This window comes from Phyllobacterium sp. MT110 (assembly GCF_058792715.1).
The window spans coordinates 2142289-2163305 of sequence record NZ_JBXAFE010000001.1; the positions used below are offsets into that span (position 1 = coordinate 2142289).

The 21017-nt window shown below is 60.5% G+C and carries 21 protein-coding genes and 1 tRNA gene; 7 read left to right on the plus strand and 15 right to left on the minus strand.

What is annotated here, in order from left to right; genetic code table 11:
- Positions 1 to 91 precede the first annotated feature (91 nt).
- Entirely contained in the window at positions 92 to 1054 is a 963-nt protein-coding gene (locus AC1Q5O_RS10820; RefSeq protein ID WP_223613445.1) for a Gfo/Idh/MocA family protein, read from the minus strand.
- 187 nt (positions 1055 to 1241) lie between these two features.
- Here AC1Q5O_RS10820 and AC1Q5O_RS10825 point away from each other — a divergent pair.
- A tRNA-Met gene (locus AC1Q5O_RS10825) sits at positions 1242 to 1318 on the plus strand.
- A gap of 79 nt (positions 1319 to 1397) precedes the next feature.
- On the opposite strand, the gene AC1Q5O_RS10830 is transcribed toward AC1Q5O_RS10825, so the two are convergent.
- Positions 1398 to 1859: an Lrp/AsnC family transcriptional regulator gene (locus AC1Q5O_RS10830; RefSeq protein WP_492562877.1), complete on the minus strand. Its 462-nt coding sequence runs from the start codon at positions 1857 to 1859 to the stop codon at positions 1398 to 1400.
- 111 nt (positions 1860 to 1970) lie between these two features.
- On the opposite strand from AC1Q5O_RS10830, the gene AC1Q5O_RS10835 reads away from it, so the two are divergent.
- Complete coding sequence (locus AC1Q5O_RS10835) at positions 1971 to 2582, plus strand: LysE family translocator (protein WP_492562879.1); 612 nt, start codon at positions 1971 to 1973, stop codon at positions 2580 to 2582.
- Positions 2583 to 2600: 18 nt separating this feature from the next.
- Here AC1Q5O_RS10835 and AC1Q5O_RS10840 read toward each other — a convergent pair whose 3' ends face one another.
- Positions 2601 to 3479: a LysR family transcriptional regulator gene (locus AC1Q5O_RS10840; protein ID WP_492562881.1), complete on the minus strand. Its 879-nt coding sequence runs from the start codon at positions 3477 to 3479 to the stop codon at positions 2601 to 2603.
- A gap of 228 nt (positions 3480 to 3707) precedes the next feature.
- Here AC1Q5O_RS10840 and AC1Q5O_RS10845 point away from each other — a divergent pair, with 228 nt between their 5' ends.
- A complete protein-coding gene (locus tag AC1Q5O_RS10845; RefSeq protein WP_492562883.1) occupies positions 3708 to 5255 on the plus strand; it encodes an MFS transporter in 1548 nt (515 codons plus the stop codon).
- Between the two features lie 48 nt (positions 5256 to 5303).
- Here AC1Q5O_RS10845 and AC1Q5O_RS10850 read toward each other — a convergent pair whose 3' ends face one another.
- On the minus strand, positions 5304 to 6725 hold the full coding sequence (locus AC1Q5O_RS10850) for a coniferyl aldehyde dehydrogenase (RefSeq protein ID WP_492562885.1): 1422 nt from the start codon (positions 6723 to 6725) through the stop codon (positions 5304 to 5306).
- A 245-nt stretch (positions 6726 to 6970) separates the two neighbouring features.
- On the opposite strand from AC1Q5O_RS10850, the gene AC1Q5O_RS10855 reads away from it, so the two are divergent.
- Positions 6971 to 7357, plus strand: coding sequence for a RidA family protein (locus AC1Q5O_RS10855; protein WP_223612508.1), 387 nt, complete (start codon positions 6971 to 6973; stop codon positions 7355 to 7357).
- Positions 7358 to 7372: 15 nt separating this feature from the next.
- Here AC1Q5O_RS10855 and AC1Q5O_RS10860 read toward each other — a convergent pair whose 3' ends face one another.
- The 4 genes from AC1Q5O_RS10860 to AC1Q5O_RS10875 all read right to left on the minus strand — a co-directional run bounded on the left by AC1Q5O_RS10860 (position 7373) and on the right by AC1Q5O_RS10875 (position 10219).
- A complete protein-coding gene (locus AC1Q5O_RS10860; protein WP_492562888.1) occupies positions 7373 to 8146 on the minus strand; it encodes a molybdopterin-binding protein in 774 nt (257 codons plus the stop codon).
- Positions 8143 to 9003, minus strand: a complete 861-nt coding sequence (locus AC1Q5O_RS10865; RefSeq protein WP_346307678.1) for a cytochrome b/b6 domain-containing protein — start codon at positions 9001 to 9003, stop codon at positions 8143 to 8145. Before AC1Q5O_RS10865 ends, AC1Q5O_RS10860 begins: the two co-directional genes overlap by 4 nt.
- Positions 9004 to 9073: 70 nt before the next feature.
- Positions 9074 to 9361 carry a pentapeptide MXKDX repeat protein gene (locus tag AC1Q5O_RS10870; RefSeq protein ID WP_472460608.1) on the minus strand — a complete coding sequence of 96 codons (288 nt, stop codon included), beginning with the start codon at positions 9359 to 9361 and terminating at the stop codon, positions 9074 to 9076.
- Between the two features lie 144 nt (positions 9362 to 9505).
- Positions 9506 to 10219: a DUF1223 domain-containing protein gene (locus AC1Q5O_RS10875; protein WP_492562891.1), complete on the minus strand. Its 714-nt coding sequence runs from the start codon at positions 10217 to 10219 to the stop codon at positions 9506 to 9508.
- 208 nt (positions 10220 to 10427) lie between these two features.
- Here AC1Q5O_RS10875 and AC1Q5O_RS10880 point away from each other — a divergent pair, with 208 nt between their 5' ends.
- Positions 10428 to 10985, plus strand: a complete 558-nt coding sequence (locus AC1Q5O_RS10880; protein ID WP_223612503.1) for a sigma-70 family RNA polymerase sigma factor — start codon at positions 10428 to 10430, stop codon at positions 10983 to 10985.
- Positions 10972 to 11613: an NrsF family protein gene (locus AC1Q5O_RS10885; protein ID WP_223612502.1), complete on the plus strand. Its 642-nt coding sequence runs from the start codon at positions 10972 to 10974 to the stop codon at positions 11611 to 11613. The genes AC1Q5O_RS10880 and AC1Q5O_RS10885 overlap by 14 nt, the downstream gene beginning before the upstream one ends.
- A gap of 15 nt (positions 11614 to 11628) precedes the next feature.
- On the opposite strand, the gene iolB is transcribed toward AC1Q5O_RS10885, so the two are convergent.
- From iolB to AC1Q5O_RS10915, 6 genes are all read right to left on the minus strand, one after another.
- Entirely contained in the window at positions 11629 to 12423 is a 795-nt protein-coding gene (gene iolB, locus AC1Q5O_RS10890) for a 5-deoxy-glucuronate isomerase (RefSeq protein WP_492562893.1), read from the minus strand.
- Between the two features lie 4 nt (positions 12424 to 12427).
- Positions 12428 to 12649, minus strand: a complete 222-nt coding sequence (locus AC1Q5O_RS10895; RefSeq protein WP_403184014.1) for a DUF3329 domain-containing protein — start codon at positions 12647 to 12649, stop codon at positions 12428 to 12430.
- Positions 12646 to 13530, minus strand: coding sequence for a myo-inosose-2 dehydratase (gene iolE / locus AC1Q5O_RS10900; protein ID WP_492562896.1), 885 nt, complete (start codon positions 13528 to 13530; stop codon positions 12646 to 12648). The genes AC1Q5O_RS10895 and iolE overlap by 4 nt, the downstream gene beginning before the upstream one ends.
- Positions 13531 to 13704: 174 nt before the next feature.
- Positions 13705 to 15555 carry a 3D-(3,5/4)-trihydroxycyclohexane-1,2-dione acylhydrolase (decyclizing) gene (gene iolD, locus AC1Q5O_RS10905; protein WP_492562898.1) on the minus strand — a complete coding sequence of 617 codons (1851 nt, stop codon included), beginning with the start codon at positions 15553 to 15555 and terminating at the stop codon, positions 13705 to 13707.
- A 23-nt stretch (positions 15556 to 15578) separates the two neighbouring features.
- Positions 15579 to 17510, minus strand: a complete 1932-nt coding sequence (locus AC1Q5O_RS10910; protein WP_492562900.1) for a bifunctional 5-dehydro-2-deoxygluconokinase/5-dehydro-2-deoxyphosphogluconate aldolase — start codon at positions 17508 to 17510, stop codon at positions 15579 to 15581.
- 135 nt (positions 17511 to 17645) lie between these two features.
- Positions 17646 to 18488, minus strand: a complete 843-nt coding sequence (locus tag AC1Q5O_RS10915; protein WP_492562902.1) for a MurR/RpiR family transcriptional regulator — start codon at positions 18486 to 18488, stop codon at positions 17646 to 17648.
- A 160-nt stretch (positions 18489 to 18648) separates the two neighbouring features.
- Between AC1Q5O_RS10915 and AC1Q5O_RS10920 the strand changes: the two genes are divergently transcribed.
- Positions 18649 to 19782, plus strand: a complete 1134-nt coding sequence (locus AC1Q5O_RS10920; RefSeq protein WP_492562904.1) for a Gfo/Idh/MocA family protein — start codon at positions 18649 to 18651, stop codon at positions 19780 to 19782.
- Between the two features lie 227 nt (positions 19783 to 20009).
- Here AC1Q5O_RS10920 and iolG read toward each other — a convergent pair whose 3' ends face one another.
- Positions 20010 to 20999 carry an inositol 2-dehydrogenase gene (gene iolG, locus AC1Q5O_RS10925; protein ID WP_492562905.1) on the minus strand — a complete coding sequence of 330 codons (990 nt, stop codon included), beginning with the start codon at positions 20997 to 20999 and terminating at the stop codon, positions 20010 to 20012.
- Positions 21000 to 21017 lie beyond the last annotated feature (18 nt).

Here is a 21017-nt window from a genome sequence, read left to right on the forward strand (position 1 = left end):
GCCAGACGTTGTCGTTCAAAGTTTGTCCGGTCTTGTAACAACGCTTTACACCGAGCGCAATCTTGCAGCACTTTTGGGGCCGCCGAACGGATCAGCTCGCCTTGTCGTGCGCAACCGTGCCGGCGGTCAGAATCCGCAGGACACGAATCGCTTCCTCACCATCGGTGACCGGCTCGCTGCGCGTGTTGATGCTGTCGATGAAATTCTGGCATTCCCGGGTCAGCGGCATGCCCTGCGCAATCTTGACATAGGTCGGCTCTTCCGTCGTCGACGCCCACTGGCCGTTGTCCTGCCAGATCGAATGCTTGTAGACGGCAAGCTTCTTGTCCCACTGCTCCATGTCATCGAAGACGGCCATGGCCTTGGTTCCCACCACCGTAAGCCTGCGCTCACGATAGGGATTGAGCCGCGAGGCAAAAAGATGCCCGCGAATATTGTTGGGAAAGCGCATGTGCAGGTGGGCGAAATCGCTGAGGTGATCGAGCACCGCCGCGCCCTCGCCGCGCACTTCCAAAGGTTCGGTGCCGGTGATGGCCAGTATCATCGACAGGTCATGCGGTGCCAGATCCCAGAGGGCATCGTTTTCCGTGTGGAATTTTCCAAGACCGAGCCGATGGGAATGGATATAACGCACATCGCCGAGATCGCCCGCCTTGATCAGCTCCAGAAGCCGTTCGAATGCCGGATGAAAACGCAGGACGTGTCCGACCATGAAGATGCGGCCGTTGTCGCGCGCGGCCTTCACGGCGGCTTCCGCATCGGGAACGGTCAGGGCAATCGGCTTTTCGACGAGGACGTCCTTGCCATTGGTGACGGCGCGAATCGCCGCAGCCGCATGAAATTGCGGCGGCAGGGCCATGACGATGGCATCGACCTCCGGATGGGTGAAAAGATCGTCGACTTCAATGTGCAGAACATTCTGCTCCGCGGCGAAGCCGGCGGCGCGATCGGTGTTCTGGTCGGAGACTGCAAACAGCGCCCCGAGACTCTTCAATGTCCGGATATGATTGCTGCCCCAATAGCCGCAACCCAGCACTGCAATCCGTGGAGCCATCTTTTCAGCCTTTTTCATATCGGCATCCATTATCCGCAGGAAGAAACGAACACAAGTCTTCGATACGGAGAAGATTGCTTGACAGGCCGTTGCTCCCCACATATATCCGCCCCGTCCCTGTCAATTGACAGCGCGTCCCCCGGTCCTCACTTGCAGGCTAGCCGTTCACGGGTCGCATGACATATGGGGCGAAGTAGCTCAGTAGGTTAGAGCAGAGGAATCATAATCCTTGTGTCGGGGGTTCGAATCCCTCCTTCGCTACCATTGTCTTTCCAAAGAAGGCGGTTTTCAGATCGGTGCGGCGCGAATTGCGGTTTGCCGCATGTTTTCCGCTTTTTACCGGTCAATCGAGCGGCAGAGCATAGGTCTGCTTCACAATCTGGCTCGGCACATCGGTTTTGACATTCTGGATGCCGTTGATCCGCGTCAGATGAGAGGCCTGAAAGTGCCGGTAGTCGTCAAGATCAGCGACCACAACCCGCAGCAGCGCGTCACTCTCCCCCAACATGATGTAGCATTCCACCACCTGCGGCAGTCTCTTCATCGCATCCATGAAATGATCGATCGTTTCGGCATCCTGCGCCGTCAGCCACACCCGCGCGAACAGCGAAAGCGATAAATTGACCTTGGCCGGATTGAGCACGGCGACATAGCGGTCAATGACACCGGCCTCCTCCAGCAGCCGCACGCGGCGCAGGCAGGGCGACGGCGACAGGCCGGCCTCCCTGGCAAGTTCCACATTCTGCATGCGCCCGTCCTTCTGCAGCGCGCGAAGGATACGCCTGTCGATCTCATCCAGCATCATTGAAATTTCCTGCCAATATTTCCGATAGAATACAGCAATTATGCCAGTAAAACACCATATCCTGATATCTTTGCAATCCGATTGCGCGCCGTGTGCAGTACTGTTCCAATCATGGAAATACACACGCTATTGCTGTTTACGGCGACCGTACTGCCGCTGATCTGTACACCGGGACCGGACATGCTGTTCGTTGCATCGCAGGCGATTGCGGACGGACGCGCCGCGGGCCTGCGCGCGACAGCCGGCGTATGCCTTGGCTATCTCGTCCACTCCACCCTCGTCGCCCTCGGCCTCACTGCCATCGTGGCGGCGTCGCCGCTGCTGTTTGAAGCGCTGCGCTGGATCGGCATCGCCTATCTCCTGTATCTCGCCTGCAAGCTCATCGCGTCGGCATTGCAGGCCGGACGGGTGACCGTCGCCGCCAGACCGGCGAGGCGGCAGCTCCAGCGCGGTTTCCTCACCGCCTTTCTCAATCCCAAAGGCATGATGATCTATTTTGCGATCCTGCCGCAGTTCATCCGGCCGGGCAACGGCATTGCGCTGCAGGCAGCTGCCCTGTCGGCTGTCTTCGTCCTCTGGTGCGCCATCGTCTATGTGATTCTCAGCCTGGTCATCGGGCGATTGGCCGGACGCGGCGGATTCAACGACCGGCGCCGGAGAATCGTCGAAGGCGGCGCTGGCGGGCTGCTCATCGTTGCCGCCGGTCTGATGGCGGCAAAATAAACGCAGGCGTGTACGGCCTTAGCCGATCCTGACCAGTTTTGCCGCGGCCGCCTGTTCCGGCATGTCGACGACGAGCTGACCGAATTCGCGGGTGGCGGGCGTCTGCCCCTCTTCGCTCCAGATCAGGCTGAAAACCGCCGTCGGCAGCGGCGGCAAGCCGTACTGGCCGTCAAGGATCTTCATTCCCGGTTCAAGGTCATCCCGGGTCATCACGGTCATTGCCAGCCCCGACAGCACGGCCGCGCGAATGCCCTGCATGCTCGCCGACGTGAAGACGACGTGCCAATCGATCGACGTCCGGTCCAGCGCTTCGACGCCGACCTTGCGGTTGAGGCATGGAGCCGGGATGAAGGCGAAAGGCAATGACGTGCCCGGCGGCACTTTGAACGTTTCGGCCGCCACCCAGACGAACTCCGTCTGCTTGAGAATTTTGCCGTTGGCCGCCTCCGGCAATGTCAGCACGACCGCCAGATCGAGTTCGCTGGCCCTGACCATCGCATGAAGATCGAGACTCATGCTGACATTCACGTCGAGCTGAACCTCCGGATTGGTGCGGGCAAACTGGCACAACAATGTCGGCAGCCGGTCCCCGATGAAATTCTCAGGAACGCCGAAGCGGACGATGCCGGACACCGGCGATGCCTGAAAGCGGCGGGTCAAGGCATCGAGCGAATGCAAGATCTGGCAGGCATAGCGCAGGAAATCGTCGCCATCTTCCGTCAGCCTGACACTGCGCGTCGTGCGGTAGAGCAGCGACCGGCCAACCTGCTCCTCCAGCCGCCGGATCTGATGGCTGACAGCCGATTGTGTCAGGTTCAGCCGTCGGGCCGCCCGGGTAAAGCTTCCCGCCTCTTTGACAGCCACGAAGGCGCGTAACAGTGTGGGGTCGAAATCCATGCCGGCAGATTAATGACAACTTCTAATTTATTCCAGTAAATTAAATCATTTTTGTCATGATACGAACTGACCTAAGGTGATGCATGACTCGCTTCGGCGAACATCGGACCGGTCATTCCGCCGGTCCGATGCTTTTTCGTCCCGACTTGGCCCGGAACTCACCGACACCGCATGCGTGCCGGCGAAGGTGCGTTCCATTGCCAGATGCAACCTTGGAAAGAACCATCCATGTCGCTCTCCTCGTCCCGCAAGAATATGGTGGCGCTGGCTGCCATATGTTTGTCGTCCCTCATGTTCGGCCTCGAAATTTCGAGCGTGCCGGTGATTCTGCCAACCCTGGAAAAGGTTCTGCATGGCACCCTGAAGGACATGCAGTGGATCATGAACGCCTATACCATTGCCTGCACCACCGTGCTGATGGCGGTCGGCACGCTGGCTGACCGCTATGGCCGCAAGCGCATCTTCGTCATCAGCCTCGTGCTGTTTGCCATCACATCCTTCGTGTGCGGGCTGGCGCAGGATGCCGCGATTCTGATCGTCAGCCGCTTTCTCCAGGGCATTGCGGCCGGCGCGATGCTGATCTGCCAGATTGCCATTCTGTCGCATCAGTTTCAGGCAGGGCGCGAGCGCAGCAAGGCCTTCGGCATATGGGGGATTGTCTTCGGCATCGGCCTTGGTTTCGGGCCGATCATCGGCGGCATCATTGTTGCGCTGACCAGCTGGGAATGGGTGTTCCTGGTCCACGTCCCCCTCACCATCCTCACATTGATTCTCGTCTTCGGCAGCATCGAGGAATCCAGTGATCCCGAAGCGAAAAAACTGGATGTCCTCGGCATCACCACCCTGTCGCTGGCGGTTTTCGGCCTGACCTATTTCATCACGCAGGGCCCCGATCTCGGCTTTACCAGCATCACCGCTTTGGCCATCATCGGCGCATCGGCGGCGAGCTTCATCGCCTTCATCGTCGCGGAAAAACGCAGCCCCCATCCCATGTTCGACTTTTCCGTCTTCCGCATCCGCAACTTTTCCGGGGCTATCCTCGGCTCCATCGGCATGAATTTCAGCTTCTGGCCGCTGATGATCTACCTGCCGATCTATTTTCAGAGCGGCCTCGGCTACGATATTGTCGCGGCGGGACTGTCGTTGCTGGCCTATACGCTGCCTACTTTGGTCACCCCGCCATTGGCGGAGCGCCTTTCGCTGCGCTACCGGCCCGGCATCGTCATTCCGCTTGGGCTGTTCACCATCGGCCTCGGCTTCATGCTGATGCGCTTTGGCAGCAGCGTTGACCACGCAAGCTGGCTGACCATGCTGCCCGGCTGCCTGCTGGCGGGAATCGGGCTGGGTTTGACCAATACGCCCGTTACCAACACGACCACCGGTTCGGTCTCGAGCACCCGCGCCGGCATGGCCTCAGGCATCGACATGAGTGCCCGGCTGATCACGCTTGCCATCAATATCGCGCTGATGGGCTTTATCCTGCTGGAGGGCACGCTGTCTTATCTGAAAAGCGTCTTTGCCGGGTCGTTCGACCCGTCCCGGTTGCGCCTGCTGGCGGAAAAAATCGCCGCCGGAAACTTTGCGAGCCTCCCGCAGACCTTTCCGGAACTCACGGCTCTGGACCCGGCCGGAACGCTCGTCCATGATGCCCTGATCCACGGTTTTGGCCTGATCATGCTCTATGGCGGTGCCGGCGTCTGGGTTCTGGCAGTGATCAGCTTCCTGATCTTCGGGCCGAGGAAACGCCTGAGCGAAGCGACCGCCGCAAACCTTTGAAGCCAGCATCGGTACTGAAGGTCATCGACACGGCTGTTCCCGTGAGTTTCAGCGTGCGAAAAGCCTGACCACCATGTTTGCCAATCCCCTGTAGGGCGGCTTGATCCGGTCGGTCAGCGGCATCCTGGCCTGATGCAGGACCGGCATGATCTTGCTGAAGGTCAGAAAGCCTTCGCGGCCGTGATAATGGCCCATGCCGCTGGCCCCGACGCCGCCGAACGGCAGATCGTTGCAGACATTGTGGAACAGCGTTTCGTTTACGCAGACGCCGCCGGCCACGATGTTCGCCAGCATTTTTTCCGTTTCCGCCTTGTCATTGCTGAAACAGTAGAATGCCAGCGGCCGGTCATGCCCATTGATATAACCAATGGCCTCATCGGCGCTGCGATAGGTCCTGACCGGCAGGATCGGCCCGAAGATTTCCTCCTGCATGATCTTGCTGTCATCGCCCGGATCGAGCACCAGCGTCGGCGGCAGCAGGCGCTCGGTTTCCGCCCGTGCCGCATCTTTCGGCTCCACCAGCGTCATCACGTCAAGCCCGCGTGCCCGCGCATCGTCAAGCAGGCCGCGCAGGCGGCGATACTGCCCGTCATTGACGATATAGGTGTAGTCTGGATTGGCATCGAGCTGTGCATAGCGGGACTTGACCTCCGCCCGCACGGCCTCGACAAATTCATCGCGCCGCGCCAGCGGAACCAGCGCATAGTCCGGCGCGATGCAGGTCTGGCCGGCATTGTAGAGCTTGCCGGTGACAATGCGCGTCACCGCCTTGGCCAAGGGCGCGTCCTCGCCAATGAATACGGGTGATTTTCCGCCGAGTTCCAGGGTGACGGGCGTCAGGTTCGGGGCGGCCGATGCCATGACCTTGCGGCCGACGGCGGTGGAGCCGGTGAACAGCAGGTGATCGAAGGGCAGACCGGCAAACGCCCCGCCCACATCGGCGCCGCCCAGCGCCACGGCAACGCGGTCCGGCGGAAAGACATCGGCGAGCAGTTCCCGCAAGAACTCGCTGGTGCGCGGCGTGTGTTCGGACGGTTTGAGGTAAACATGGTTGCCGGCAGCGATGGCGGTGGCAAGCGGCGTCAGCGCCAGATTGACCGGATAGTTCCACGGGGCGATGACACCCACAACCCCAAGCGGCACATAACGCACTTCCGCCCTGGCCGGCCACATGTGCCAGCCGGCCGAACGGCGCTGCGGCTTCATCCAGGATTTCAGATGCGCGAGCATGTGGTCGATCTCGCCAAAGACGGTCATGCCTTCGCCCAGCATGCTTTCATGACGTGAGCGATGGCCGAAATCCGCACTGATCGCCTTGACCATCGGTTCGAGCCGGTCCTTCAGCCCCGCACGCAAGCGTTTCAGATCGTCCTGGCGCTGGGCGTAATCGGGCCGGTGCGCCAGCCATGCGGTTCGCAGACGATGGAGGGTCGGCACCAAGGCATCGGCAGATGTGGCGTTCATGTCCATGGTGTTTTCCTCCGGTCTTCTCCGCCTTGTGTTCTACCACGGATGTGAGGGTACCCGTCAGCACTTTCAATGGAACAGGCCATTTCCGATGAGGTGCGGCCATGATAGTTTTTCCCCGGTCCGTCGAAGAGCGAGAAACCCGCCTTGCCTTCCGGCGTGCTGCGCATCCCCAGCGACAGCGACCGGCAATCCGGGGCTCATCGGCCCAAGACATCCCGCAACGTGCCACGAAAGGAACTGAGATCATGAAACTGATCCCGCGCAATCCCCGGAACGGCGTTTATCCGGCAACACCGGACTATCTCCATGCACTGGAAGTACAGCAGCCGGAACGCTTCCTCTACATCAGCGGCACCATGGGCCTCGACCAGAACGGCGTAGCCGGCACGACCCTGGCCGAACAGCTCGATCTCGTCTGGAACAACATCCGGGCCATCCTTGCGAGCGCCGGGATGACGGTCGACAATATCGTCAGGACGACGAGTTACCTGCGCGATCCCGCCTTTGCCGAAGCCAACCAGAATGCGCGGGTGGCGGCGCTGGGTGGCCGCACGATCCCCACGACAACCATTGCCGCCCAGACATTGTCCGAAGCCTGGCTCGTCGAAATCGAGGTCATCGCCGCTGCCTGAACTCGGTCAAACCACTCAGATACCCGCATACCATTCATAGCCGCGATCTTCCCAGAAACCGCCCTTCCCGCCCCACAGGCCCCTGAAATTATCGACCAGTTCAATCCGCATGAGATATTTGGCATGCTTGTAACCCAGTTGCCGTTCAACCCGCAGCCGCAGGGGCGCACCGTGCGCCACCTCAAGGTCTTTGCCATTCATGCTGTACGACAGGATGGTCTGCGGATGGAAGGCATCGATGAGATCGACGCTCTCGTAATACTGGCCGCTGCCATCCAGTGATTTCTCGTACTCGTCGGCACAATAGAACACCGCATAGCGCGCGCCGGGGGCAAGGCCCGCCTTCTGCAGGACAAGGCCGAGGGGAACGCCGGTCCACTTGCCGATGGCGCTCCAGCCTTCAACGCAATCATGCCGGGTGATCTGCGTGCGTGACGGCATCGCCTTCAGATCGGCCAGCGACAGGCTGAGGGGTGTGCGCACCATGCCGTTGACCACCAGCCGCCAGTCGGCGAAATTGCCCTCCATCAGCCTCGCATAGTCTTCGCTGTCCGGCATCTGCGTGCCGTTGGCCTTGAATATGGGTGACAGGTCGGCCTCGGTGAATTCGCGCGCCAATGGTTCGTGCGCCTGCAGGAGACGCTGGGAGCCCATGGTCAAGGCTTCGGCCTTCTGCAGGATATTGTTGACGCTGGCATTTTCCACCAGAGCGTCGCACCCGGTCAAAAGCCCGGTCGCGGCAACGCTGGAGCCGATGAGAAAACGGCGGCGTGAGAGTTCGAACTTCATTTCACTGTTTCCTTGTCGGTCTCGACCGTCAGGCCGTAATAGCCGGTGATCATCGAGCGCAGATTGTTCCAGACGCCGGATACCAGCACCATCACCAGATGCACGATGACGAAGGCGACGAGCAGCGATGCGGTGATGAAGTGAATGGTGCGCGCCGACTGGCGTCCGCCGAAAACATCGAGCAGCCACGGGAAGATGGAATCGAAGCCCGGCGACATGGTGAGGCCGGTCAGCACCATCAGCGGCAGAAGGATGAAAATGACCGCCATATAGGTCAGTTTCTGCAGGCTGTTGTAACGCCGCGCCTCTTCGCCCTTGGGAAAGCGCAGGCGGGCATGTTCGCCAATCTCATGCGCCAGATGCTGCGGCGTCAACTGGTCCTTCGTCGGCACGATATCCCTGCGGAAATGTCCGGCGATCAGGCCGTACAGCAGGTAGACGAAGCCGTTGATGACAAAGAACCAGGCAAAAAAGAAATGCCAGCGCCGCCCGGATGCAAGATCCTGATAACCCGGAATGGTGATCCAGCTTGGAAAGGCACGCGGCGTCAGCTCGCCCTCGACCGTCGATGCGCCGAGAACCCCTGTCGTCGGGATGGAAATCGAACCGACGCGGGTGATGCCCTTGATCGTGTCGCCATCGCTGACGGCACCGATCGAGATGAAGGAATGATCGGCATCGGCGCCGTACTGTCCCCAATAGAGATCGGGATGGGCATTGAAGATTTGCAAACCGCTCATCAGGAGGAAGCTGAGGCACAGGACGTTGAGCCAGTGGGTCAGCCGCACGGCAATCGAATGCCGGTAGAACAGGATTTTCCTGGGCCGTGCCGTTTCATGATCAGTTACGCTCGTCATGATGCTATCCTTGGCTGTCGGGCAATGGATCCGGTGCCGTCCCGTTCCCGAGACAGCACCGGAAGGTTTTTTAGTTCTTCTTGGGCGCCATGGCGTCCGGCTTCATCGCGTCTTTCTTCATGGCATCGGGCTTCATCGCATCCTTGGCCATGGCCTGCTTGTCGCATTCCTTGGTCATGGCATCCTTCTTCATGGAGTCTTTCTCCATGCCGGCCTTTTTCATGCAGTCAGCCTTCATGCTGCTCATCTTCATAGGGTCTGCCTTCATGGCATCTTCCGCAAGGGCGCTGTTGATGCCGGCCAGTCCGGAAGCGAGAACGAAAGCCGACAGAGCGATGCGGCGTGCAAGAATGTTCATGGTGGTCTCCTCGATTTGAATAAGACACGTATCTGCGTGCCGTTGAGTTTCGGATGCCATGCGGTCATCCACACTTCCTGGGCATCGCGCTGCGTGTCTCACAGCTGTTCATGCCAGGAATTCTTCCATCCGCAGCCGCGGAACTCAGTTGGTGGCGGCGGCCAGGATCGGCCCGCCATGCGGCGCCTGGATCAGAACGGCCGTGCGCAGGCCGGGCTTGGCCGGAGAAATGCGTAGGCTCACCGCCTTGCCGTCCCAGCTTCCAAGATTGGAAAGGCTGTGGACCACGTTCTTGTGCGGCAGCGTGTGGCCGGTATTTTCGCCCCGGCTGACGGGAACGTTGACGGTCTTGTCGTCATAGGTCACCAGCCAGATATCGGCACCGCTCGCCGGTGCCTTCCCCGCAGCGATGGCGAGGGAATTGCCGGTGATCGTCACGGACAAGGGATCGGGCTTTGGCGCCGTGGCGATCAGGTGGTCGATCTCGCCGATGCGGTTGCCGACGACATCCGCGCGGCCATTGACGACCATCTGCGGGGTGAATGGCCCGTCGCGGCCGAGCGGGGTTTCATAGGTGACCTGCCGGTCCGTATATTCAGGCGCGGCGAAGATGTCCTTCCAGCCGAGCCGGTCCCAATAGGTTACGCCGAAGCTGAGGGCCAGAACATCCGGCCGCTTGCTGATCTCGATCAGATTGGCATTGGCAGGCGGACAGGACGAGCAGCCCTGACTGGTGAAGAGTTCAACGACAGTCAACGGCTTGCCATTGCCGGCAAAGGCGGCGCTGGCGCCAAGGCTCAGCAATCCTGCAATCACAGACACTGCAGACACATATCCGATATTTTTGCGCGACCCCATAACGGCCTCCTGATTTCCGTGGTGTGATCCGGACCTGTCGGCCGGTCACATCAGGCAATTCGCCGGAAGCTGGAATTTGGTTACACCGATCACGGATTGGTGATCGAAAAGTTCTGCCAGCGGCCACTGGCATGCGGTAACCGCTGTCGATATGATCGGCGCATCTGTAACCTTTTCGCCGTTGCTGCGAATAAAGGAATGAACCAGGGTGCATTCGGTCGAAGCGCGTTTGAAGGAACTGATGCTCGCAAGCCTTGCGGGCGACGCGCAGAGCTATCGTGTGCTGCTCGATGAGGTGGCCAAGCTTTTGCGCCGGTATTTTCTGCGCCGTCTGGCCGATGCCCACCGGGGCGACGCGGACGATCTGGTGCAGGAAACACTGCTCGCCCTGCACACGCGGCGGCAGACCTATGAGCCGGATCGGCCCTTCACCGCGTGGCTGCATGCGATTGCGCGCTACAAGCTGATCGATCATTTCCGGCGCAACCGCATCCGGGCAACCGTGCCGCTGGACGATGTGGAAGACCTGTTTCTGCAGGACAATTCAGACGCCGCCGCAGACCGCATGGATGTGGACAGGCTGTTGCAGACCATACCGGAAAAATCACGGGATCTGATTTACCGGACCAAGATAGAAGGGCAGTCGATCGCGGAAGCGGCCCGAAGCACCGGCCTTTCCGAATCGCTCGTGAAGGTCAGCATTCACAGGGGATTGAAGGCCATAGCCGCGAAGTTGAGAGGACAGGCAGCCGATGACGACAAATGATCTGATCGAGCGTCTCGCCAGCGAATTGAAGCCGGTATCGCGCAAAGCCGTGCTGCGGCGGATCGGCATCGGCCTTGGCATCAGCTCGGTCGCCTCCGCCATTCTCATGTGGTCGTGGCTGGGCATGCGCCCGGACCTGATGACCGCGGCGGGGACCATGGCCTTCTGGGTCAAATTCACCTATACGCTCGCGCTTGCCGTCGGCGGCGCCTGGGCGGTCAAGCGCATTGCCTACCCGCTCGGCAGCATCCGCATCAGCCTTGCCGTGATGGCGGTCGCCATTGCCCTCATCTGCATGCTTGCCTTCGCCCAGCTCGCCATGTCGCCGCGCGATCACTACGCCAACATGATGAAGGGGCACACGATTACGGTCTGTACCTTCAACATCGTGGTGCTGTCGCTGCCGCTGCTGTTCGGCGCCTTCTGGGTGCTGCGCGGCCTGGCGCCGACGCGGCCCACGGTTGCCGGGATCGCGGCGGGCCTTGCGGCGGGGTCGATTGCAGCGCTTATCTATTCGTTCCACTGCGATGAAAGCGCCATGCCGTTCATTGCCATCTGGTACACGCTCGGGGTGATTTCCTCCGGCCTGATCGGCGCGATTGCCGGCCGCTTCATTCTGCGGTGGTAGATTGCAGCCTGGAGCCTACTTCATCAGCCATTCATGCTCGGGCGCGTTGTGGAATTTCCACGTGCGCTTGGGACCAGCCATGACATTGAGATAATAAAGGTCATAGCCATGGCAGGCAGCGCAGGGATGATAGCCCTTGGGCACCATGACCACATCACCATCCTCGATCGCCATCGCCTCATCCAGTGACCGGTCATCCGTATAGACCCGCTGGAAGGCAAAACCCTGCGGCGGATTGAGCCTGTGGTAATAGGTTTCCTCCAGATAGGATTCCGCCGGCAGGTTGTCCTGATCGTGCTTGTGCGGCGGATAGCTCGATGTGTGTCCGCCCGGCGTGATCACCTCGACCACGAGCAGTGAATCCGCCGGTTCGCTTTCCGGCAGGATGTTGGTGACATAGCGCGTATTGGTGCCCTTGCCGCGTGTTTCCTGACCAAGGTCGTCAGGCGCGATCACGCGCACCGGAAGATCGCCGCCAAGGCTTGGCGCCGAGCAGACGGCAAGCTCGACAGCCGTATCAGCCACCACCGACCAGTCGCAATTGGCGGGCATGTAGACCGACCACGGCTTGCCCTCGAAGGGCGACATGCGCGCGCCCAGCAAACCGAGATCGTGGCCATTCACCTGGGCAAATCCCTTGCCCGTCACGAAGACAAGACAGACTTCCGTGTCGCCGCTGCGGCCGGCAATGGTCTGGCCCGGCGTGGCGCGATTGAGGTCGAACCCGACATAGGTCCAGCCGGCGGTTTCCGGCGTGACATGCGCCACACGGCCGGTGCCGGTTTTCGCCTTCAGCAACAATTTCGACATGGTTCTATTCCTCTTTCCCGTCCGCATCCGCCGGCTTGGCCGGTTCGGATGGGTCAAAAGCGATGAAAAACTGCCAGACGCCATAACCGGCGAAACCAAGCGCTATCGTCCCCCAGAACGGCGTGCCCGTGACGAACTCGAAAATGGCCCATGCCACGCAGAAGGCCACGACGGCGATACGCCGCCACAGGGGACGAAAGAACGGATGCTTGGAGTCGCTGGTCAAACCAATCCTGCCTCTTTGATGAAGCGGCTGAGATTGGCATGGCCTAGCTTGGAATAGACGGCTGGATCAGCCTTCACAGGGTCCTGCTCTGCCTCGACAACCACCCAGCCGCTATAGCCCTGGAGTTCCTTGAGAACACGAACATAGTCGATCATGCCGTCGCCGGGAACCGTGTAAACGCCGGCAAGGACGGAATCGAGGAAGGACCAGTCTTCGCGGTTGGACTGCCACATCACGGCTTCGCGGATATCCTTGCAATGCACATGGCTGATGCGCGCCTTATGGTGGCGGGCGAGACGTGCGGGATCACCGCCACCCCAGGTGGCATGGCCGGTGTCGAGCAGCAGATGCACCGCGTCGCCCGTTACCTGCATGAACCGGTCGATCTCGGATTCGGTCTGCACCACGGTGCCCATGTGGTGGTGATAGACCACCTGCAGGCCATAGGTCTGCTTCACCGCTTCGGCAAAGGCCGTATAACGCTTGCCGAATTCAGCCCACGCCGACTTTTCCAGAACCGGACGGGCCGACAGCGGCAGATCCTTGTTGGAGTGAATGGCGTTCGACGTCTCGGCAGCAATCAGGACCGTGCAGCCCATATCCTTCAGCAGCGTGGCATGGCCGACAACTGCCTTGAGTTCGGCGTCCACGTCACGCACCAGCAGCTCGGTCGAGTACCAGCCGCTGACAAGACTATGTCCGAACGCATCGAGGATCGGGCGCAGCTTGTCCGCCGTGCGCGGAAACTTGTTGCCGAGCTCCATGCCGGTGAACCCGGCCGCCTTCGCCTGTTCCAGACAGGTTTCCAGAGGGATATTGCCGCCGATTTCGAGCATGTCGTCATTGGACCAGCCGATTGGGTTCGCCCCGATACGGATCATTCTTGTCTTCCTTCAGTTGTTGTGTGCGGGGTGCGTGGTTCGACAAGCTCACCATGAGGGAGGTGAGTTGACTGCAGCACCAATCGCAAAGATTGCAGAATATGACTTCCTGTCATCATCTACGTCCCTCATGGTGAGCTTGTCGAACCACGCACTATTTATCTACAAACCGGGTTAATCGCCGACGCGCTGCAGTTTCAGCTTCTCTTCATAGGATTTGCGCGCGGCATTGACCTGCGGGCGCTGGCTGACCTCAGGCACAGCCACATCCCACCAGGTGCCGCCGGCATCGGTGGAAACAAGCGGGTCCGTATCGATGACGACAACCGTGGTCCGGTCGTTGTGTTTAGCGCGTGCAAGTGCAGATTCCAGTTCCGCAATCGAGGCCACTTTTTCAGAAATGGCACCAAGGCTTTTTGCATGGCCGACGAAATCGACGTCAGGCAGAACCTCGTGACGGGAGTCTTTCAAGAGGTTGTTGAAGTTCGCCCCGCCCGTGCCCATCTGCAACCGGTTGATGCAGCCGAATCCGCGATTGTCGAGAAGCACGATCGTGATCCTCTGGGCCAGCATCACCGAGGTGGCGATCTCCGAATTCAGCATCAGATAGGAACCGTCGCCGATCATCACGACAACCTCGTTATCAGGCTTGGCCATCTTTGCCCCGAGGCCGCCCGCGATCTCGTAGCCCATGCAGGAGAAGCCGTATTCGGCATGATAGGAGCCCGGTGCGCCCGCCTGCCACAGCTTGTGCATTTCACCCGGCAACCCGCCCGCCGCATGCAGGACGGTCGCCGCGCTGCCCATGGTCCGCTGCACGGCGCCGATCACCTGCGCGTCCGACGGCAGGACCGCATTGGTCGGTCCGGTGACCTCGGCAGCGGCCTTCTGCCACTCGGCCTTGCCCTGTTTGGCATTTTCGGTCCAGCTCACGGGCGCCTTGTAACCGGTGGTCGCGGCAGCCAGTTCCAGCAGTCCTTCGCGTGCATCGGCAACGAGTGGTGCCGCGCGGTGCTTGCCTGCATCGAAGGCCTGCACGTTGAGACCGATGAATTTCTTGCCGCCATTGCGGAACAGCGCCCAGGAACCGGTGGTGAAATCCTGCAGGCGCGTGCCGACGGCCAGAATGACATCCGCCTCTTCCGCCAGACGGTTGGCCGCTGAAGTGCCGGTCACGCCGATGGCCGCCATGTTCAGGGGATGGTTGTCAGGCAGGGAGGACTTACCGCCCTGCGTTTCGCAGACGGGAATACCTGTCGCTTCCACGAAGGCTGTCAGCTCGTTCGATGCCTGCGAATAGATAACGCCACCGCCGGCAATGACCAGCGGCTTTTTCGCGGATTTGAGTAGTTCGACGGCGGCAGCCAGTTCCCCGCGGTCCGGGCGCGGGCGGCGCGTCGTCCAAACACGCTCGTCGAAAAAACTTTCCGGATAGTCATAAGCTTCCGCCTGCACATCCTGGCACAGCGCCAGCGTCACCGGACCGCACTCGGCCGGATCGGTCAGCACCGCCATGGTGCGGGCGAGTGCCGGGATGATCTGTTCGGGCCGGGTGATCCGGTCGAAATAGCGCGAGACGGGACGGAAGCAGTCATTGGCCGAAACCGTGCCGTCGCCAAAACTTTCCACCTGCTGCAGAACCGGATCGGGAATACGGTTGGCAAAGATATCGCCCGGCAAAAGCAGCAGCGGCAGGCGGTTGACATGGGCAAGCGCCGCCGCGGTGACCATATTGGTCGCGCCCGGTCCGACGGAACTCGTCACAGCCATCATGCGCTGGCGGAAACTGGCCTTGGCGAAGGCGATGGCCGCATGCGCCATGGCCTGCTCGTTATGAGCACGGTAGGTCGGCAGTTCGTCGCGCACCTGATACAGCGCCTCGCCGAGACCCGCCACGTTGCCGTGGCCGAAAATCGCCCAGACACCGGCAAACACCGGCACCTTCCGGCCATCGATCACAGTCATCTGGCTGGCAAGGAAACGCGTCAATGCCTGCGCCATCGTCAGGCGTATCGTCTTGGTCATGTCAATCTCCTCCCGGCCTGATGCTATGCCGCTTGTTGCTTGCGGCTGGCAAGCCATGCCCTGGTCAATTTTTCGAAACGATCCGCCATATCGGCAATGGCAGCCTCATCGGATATCTTTCCCGCCAGCCATTGTTCGGCGGCGTCCATGAAAATCGTCCGCCCGACAGCAAAGCCTTTGACGACAGGCGCATTGGCGGTGGCAGCGAAGGCTGCTTCCAGCTCATCCTGCGGCGCTTCCAGCCCGAGCAGGACGACACCACGGCACCACGGATCGTTCTTTTCGATCACCGCCTCGATCTTCTTCCATGCGGCGGCCGAAGCCTGCGGTTCCAGCTTCCACCAGTCCGGCTTGATGCCAAGAGCATAAAGTTCCTCCAGCGCCCGCGGAATGGTCATGTCGTCGAGCACCCCGTGCTTTCCGGCAATGATCTCGATCAGCAGTTCGCGTCCGACCTTGCGCGCCGCCTCGAACAGGGCGCGCAGCTTGGCCTGCTGCTCCGCCTTCAACGCGGACGGATCATCCGGATGATAGAAGCACAGGCACTTGATGCAATGATCCACCGGCCATTCCGCCAGCTGCGACCCGATATCCTGCGAGAATTCAAAGCGCAGCGGGCGCGAGCCCGGCAGTTCGACCGGGCGGCCGAGCCAGTCGAAATTGTGCCGGGCAAATTCGAACATCGCCTCGCGCCCGAACTTTTCATCGAGCAGCATGCCATAACCGCTGCGGCCATCCGCAACCCGTGCGGCGGCCTTGACGGCCAGTTCCTTGAATGTCTGCACCTGGCCGATATCCGCGCCAAGCCTCTGGGAAAGGTCCTCAAGCTGCACGCGATGGTCAATGGCAAAGGCCATCATCGAAGGGATGTCATGGCGGCGCGTGGTTGCCCAGTGCACATGATTGATCGCCTCGTCCTTGCGCAGCGCATGCTGCGGGCTGCCGTGTTCAAGGAAGAACTGCAGCTCTTCGAATGTCGGAATTTCCGGCGAGCACAGGAGACGCGACACCGCAAAGGCGCCGCAGGCATTGGCCCAGGTCGCCGCCGTGGCGAGGCTTTCGCCGCCGAGCCAGCCGCGCAGGAAACCGGACATGAAGGCGTCGCCCGCGCCCAGCACGTTGAACACCTCGATGGGAAATCCCTTGCCGACAATGCCGTCCTCAAGATTGTCGGATATGGCGCCCTCATAGACGATGCAGCCCATCGGGCCGCGCTTGAGCACGATGGTGGCATGGGCGGAAAGCGCCCGGATGGTCTTCAATGCGGCGAGCAGATCAGCCTCGCCGGAGGCGATCAGCACTTCCTCTTCCGTGCCGACAATCAGGTCGCAGTCGGCCAGCACCGTCTTCAAATGGCTCGATACGGCATCGGAGGCGATATAGCGGCTGTCGCCTGCCCCGTGACCGGCAAGCCCCCAGAGGTTCGGCCGGTAATCGATGTCGAACACCACCTTGCCGCCGGCTTCCTTGATCAGGCGGATCGCCTTGCGCTGGGCGGCATCGGTGTTGGGCTTGGAAAAATGCGTGCCCGTCACCACCACGGCGCGGGCCGAGCGGATGAACTCCGGATCGACGTCGTCCTCGTTCAGCGCCATGTCGGCGCAGTTCTCGCGGTAGAAGATCAGCGGAAAGCTCTTGTCGTTCTCGACCGACAGGATGACCAGCGCCGACAGCCGTTCCGCATCGGTGATGACACCATCGACGGCCACGCCTTCGCGCAGCATCTGCTCGCGGATGAAACGGCCCATCTGCTCGTCGCCAACACGGCTCAGAAGTGCCGAGCGCAATCCGAGACGGGCGGTGCCGATGGCGATATTGGCCGGGCAGCCGCCGACGGATTTGGCGAAGGACGCGATATCCTCGAGGCGGGAGCCGATCTGCTGACCGTAGAGATCCACCGACGAGCGGCCAATTGTGATGACATCAAGCTTTTTGCCTGTTGCAGCGCTGCCCATGACGATCCTCCCGATATGCTGATCCATCCCGCTGAAAACAGGCCGGGAATTTTTGCATATGAAATAATAATTCTATCAAATCGTCAATATGGAATGTATATTCTTTTTAGATTTCCCGCATTTCATTTGGCGCTGTTACAGGCTGCGGCGCCGTTCCGCCACGCTCACAGTCAGCGCCATGGCGAGCGCCATTGTCCCGGAGAGAGACCGGAATCCGGAAAAGTCGCCTTCCGCTGCCTCGAACCACACGCTGGCGGATTGCGCCAGTGGGGAAAACGCGCTGTCGGTGATGGCAACGACAGGCACGCCGCGCGCTGCCAGCGCTGCCGCATGCTCGACCGTTGCCGAGGCATAGGGCGAAAAGCTGATGGCAATCGCCGCGTCCTGCGGCCGGGCAAAGGAAAGGATTTCCGGGTCGATACCGGCCGTCGATTCAATCAGCTGATTGCGGATTTTCAGTTTGCCGAAGGCATAGGCCATATAGGCGGAGATCGGATAGGACCGGCGGCGGGCGATGAGATAGATCGTGTCCGCATGTGCCAGAATTTCCACCGCGCGCTCCAGCACATCCTCCTCGGCACTGCGGGAAATGGTCTGGATGGATTGGCTGGCCGCCGACAGGAACCCATTGAGAATGACGCGGTTCTTCGAAAGGCCCGGCGTATCGCCTCGCAGGCCTGACAGCCGTTCTTCATACGAGCCCTGCCGTTCCCGCAGGCGTTCGCGGAACACCGATTGCAGGCTGGTAAACCCGTCAAAACCCAGATGCTGGGCAAAGCGGATAAGCGTGGAGGGCTGCACGCCGGCCGACTGGGCAATGCTTGCCGCCGTGCCGAAGGCGATTTCATCGGGATTGCCGAGGGCATAGGCTGCGATCTGGGCCAGCCGCTTGGGCAGGAGCTGGCGGCGATCCAGGATCAGCGTGCGCAAGGCATCGAAGTCCTGCGGCAGAGTTGGTTCTGTGGCCGTGCTGCCCATTGCGAATCGTTCCCCTTGGTTTTGCGATACGGATGGCGAGACTACCAAAATAATCCATTCCGCAAAACGGATCAGTTATTCCATTTTCATCCGTTATAGATTACTTCAATCAACATCTGCAAGAGATGCAGACATCCTCAAATGTCGTGGGAGTAAAGACATGTCGGGTCATGGGAATGCGCGCGCACTGGGTGTAGGGCTGATCGGAACCGGATTCATGGGCAAATGCCATGCCCTGGCCTGGAATTCCGTCCGTGCGGTTTTCGGTGATGTCCCTCCGGTCCGTCTCGTGCATCTCGGCGAAGCCAATGCCGAGCTTGCCAGCCAGCGGGCCGCCGAGTTCGGCTTTGCCAAGGCGTCGGGCGACTGGCGCGCCGTGATCAACGACCCCGATGTCGACATCGTCTCCATCACCACGCCCAACCAGTTTCATCCGGAAATGGCGTTGGCCGCGCTTCAGGCCGGCAAACACGTCTGGTGCGAAAAGCCCATGGCCCCGGCATTCGACGACGCGAAAGCCATGACCGCGGCAGCAAAACAGTCCGGCAAGGTTGCGGCGCTCGGCTATAATTACATCCAGGGTCCGGCCATCCGCCATATCCGCCAGCTGCTGGCGGAAAAGATCATCGGCGACGTCAATCATCTGCGCATCGAGATGGACGAGGATTTCATGGCCGATCCCGACGCGCTGTTCTACTGGAAGCATGCTGCAACGTCAGGTTATGGCGCGCTCGACGATTTTGCCGTGCATCCCCTGTCGCTGCTCTGGGCGCTGTTTGGCCGGGTCAGCCGGGTCATGTGCGACATGTCAAAACCCTATGCCGAGCGCCGGACGCAGGATGGCGGCACCAAAGCGGTTGAAACCTATGACAGCGCCAGCGTGCTCCTGCATATGGAAAACGGCGTGGCCGGCACGCTGCAGGTCAACCGTTCCGCCTGGGGCCGCAAGGGACGTATTGCCCTGCAGATTTTCGGCTCGAAAGGCTCGATCCTGTTCGATCAGGAACGCGCCAATGAATTCCAGCTCTACGTCACCGCAGACCGGCCGACGGAACAGGGCTACCGGACGATCCTGACCGCGCCGCATCACGATCCCTATGGCCGCTTCATCCCGGCTCCCGGCCACGGTCTCGGCTTCAACGACCTCAAGATCATCGAGTGCCATGAACTGATCAAGCGCATCGATGGTGAGGCAGCGCATCTGATCGGATTTGAGGACGGATTGGAGATCGAGCGCACCGTGCACGCCATGGCCCGGTCATTCAGTGAACAGCGCTGGGTGGATGTGCGGTAAGGGGGATTTCCCTCTTCGCCCTGTGGATTGCGGGTTTGCGGTGCGTGGTTCGACAAGCTCACCATGAGGGAGGTGGTTTGGCTGCAATGCCAACCTGATAGGTTGCAGAATAGTGCGCCCTGCAATCCTCGCTCTCCCTCATGGTGAGCTTGTCGAACCACGCACGACCACCCTTGCATATAACCGCCCTGCCGGTGACCGCACCGGCAGGGCGTTTTCATTGAAACTCAGAGACTGATCGTCTTGCCTTCCTTGACCGACCGCAAGGCGGCATCGGCCAGCGCCAGCGCGATCAGACCATCCTTGCCGCTGGGAGCGGCCTTGGCGCCCGTCGCAATCGCGTCAATGAAAGCGGCTATCTCGTTGGCATAGGCTTCCGTGTAGCGGGTCATGAAGAAATCATGCAGCGGCGGACGGGTATAACCGTTGCCATTGGCGACTTCGATCGACACCGGACGCTGGTTCTCCGCGGCAACCATGCCCTTGGAGCCATGCACTTCGATGCGCTGGTCATAGCCATAAGTCGCGCGGCGCGAATTGGAGATGACGCACTGCTTGCCGGAGGCAGTGGAGAGAATGACGCTGACGCTGTCATAATCGCCGAGTTCACCGATCTTCTTGTCCACCAGAACCGAAGCATGGGCGGTCACGGCCACCGGGTCCTCGCCCAGCAGGAAGCGCGCCATGTCGAAATCATGGATCGTCATGTCGCGGAAAATGCCGCCGGAACGGGTAATGTATTCGGCTGGCGGTGCACCCGGATCACGCGAGGTGATCGTCACCATTTCGACCGTACCAATGGCACCGTCATCGATGGCCTTGCGCACGGCGGCAAAATGCGGATCGAAGCGGCGGTTGAAACCGACCATCAGGGTGGCCTTGGTTTCATCGACGACGGCAAGGCATTCCTCGACGCGCTTCACATTGAGATCAATCGGCTTTTCGCAGAAAATCGCCTTGCCGGCACGGGCAAAGCGCTCGATCAGGTCCGCATGCGTATCGGTCGGCGTGCAGATGATGACCGCATCGATATCCCCGGCCTTTTCGATCTCATCGATGGTGCGGATTTCACAGCCATAGGCGCTGGAGAGATCCTTCGCCGCCTGTTCGAACGCATCCGCCACCGCAACAAGTTTCGCCTGCGGGTTGGATATCACGGCCTTTGCGTGAACCTTGCCGATACGGCCCGCACCGAGCAGGCCAAAGCGTACAGTCATTTCATTACCTCTTGGAAA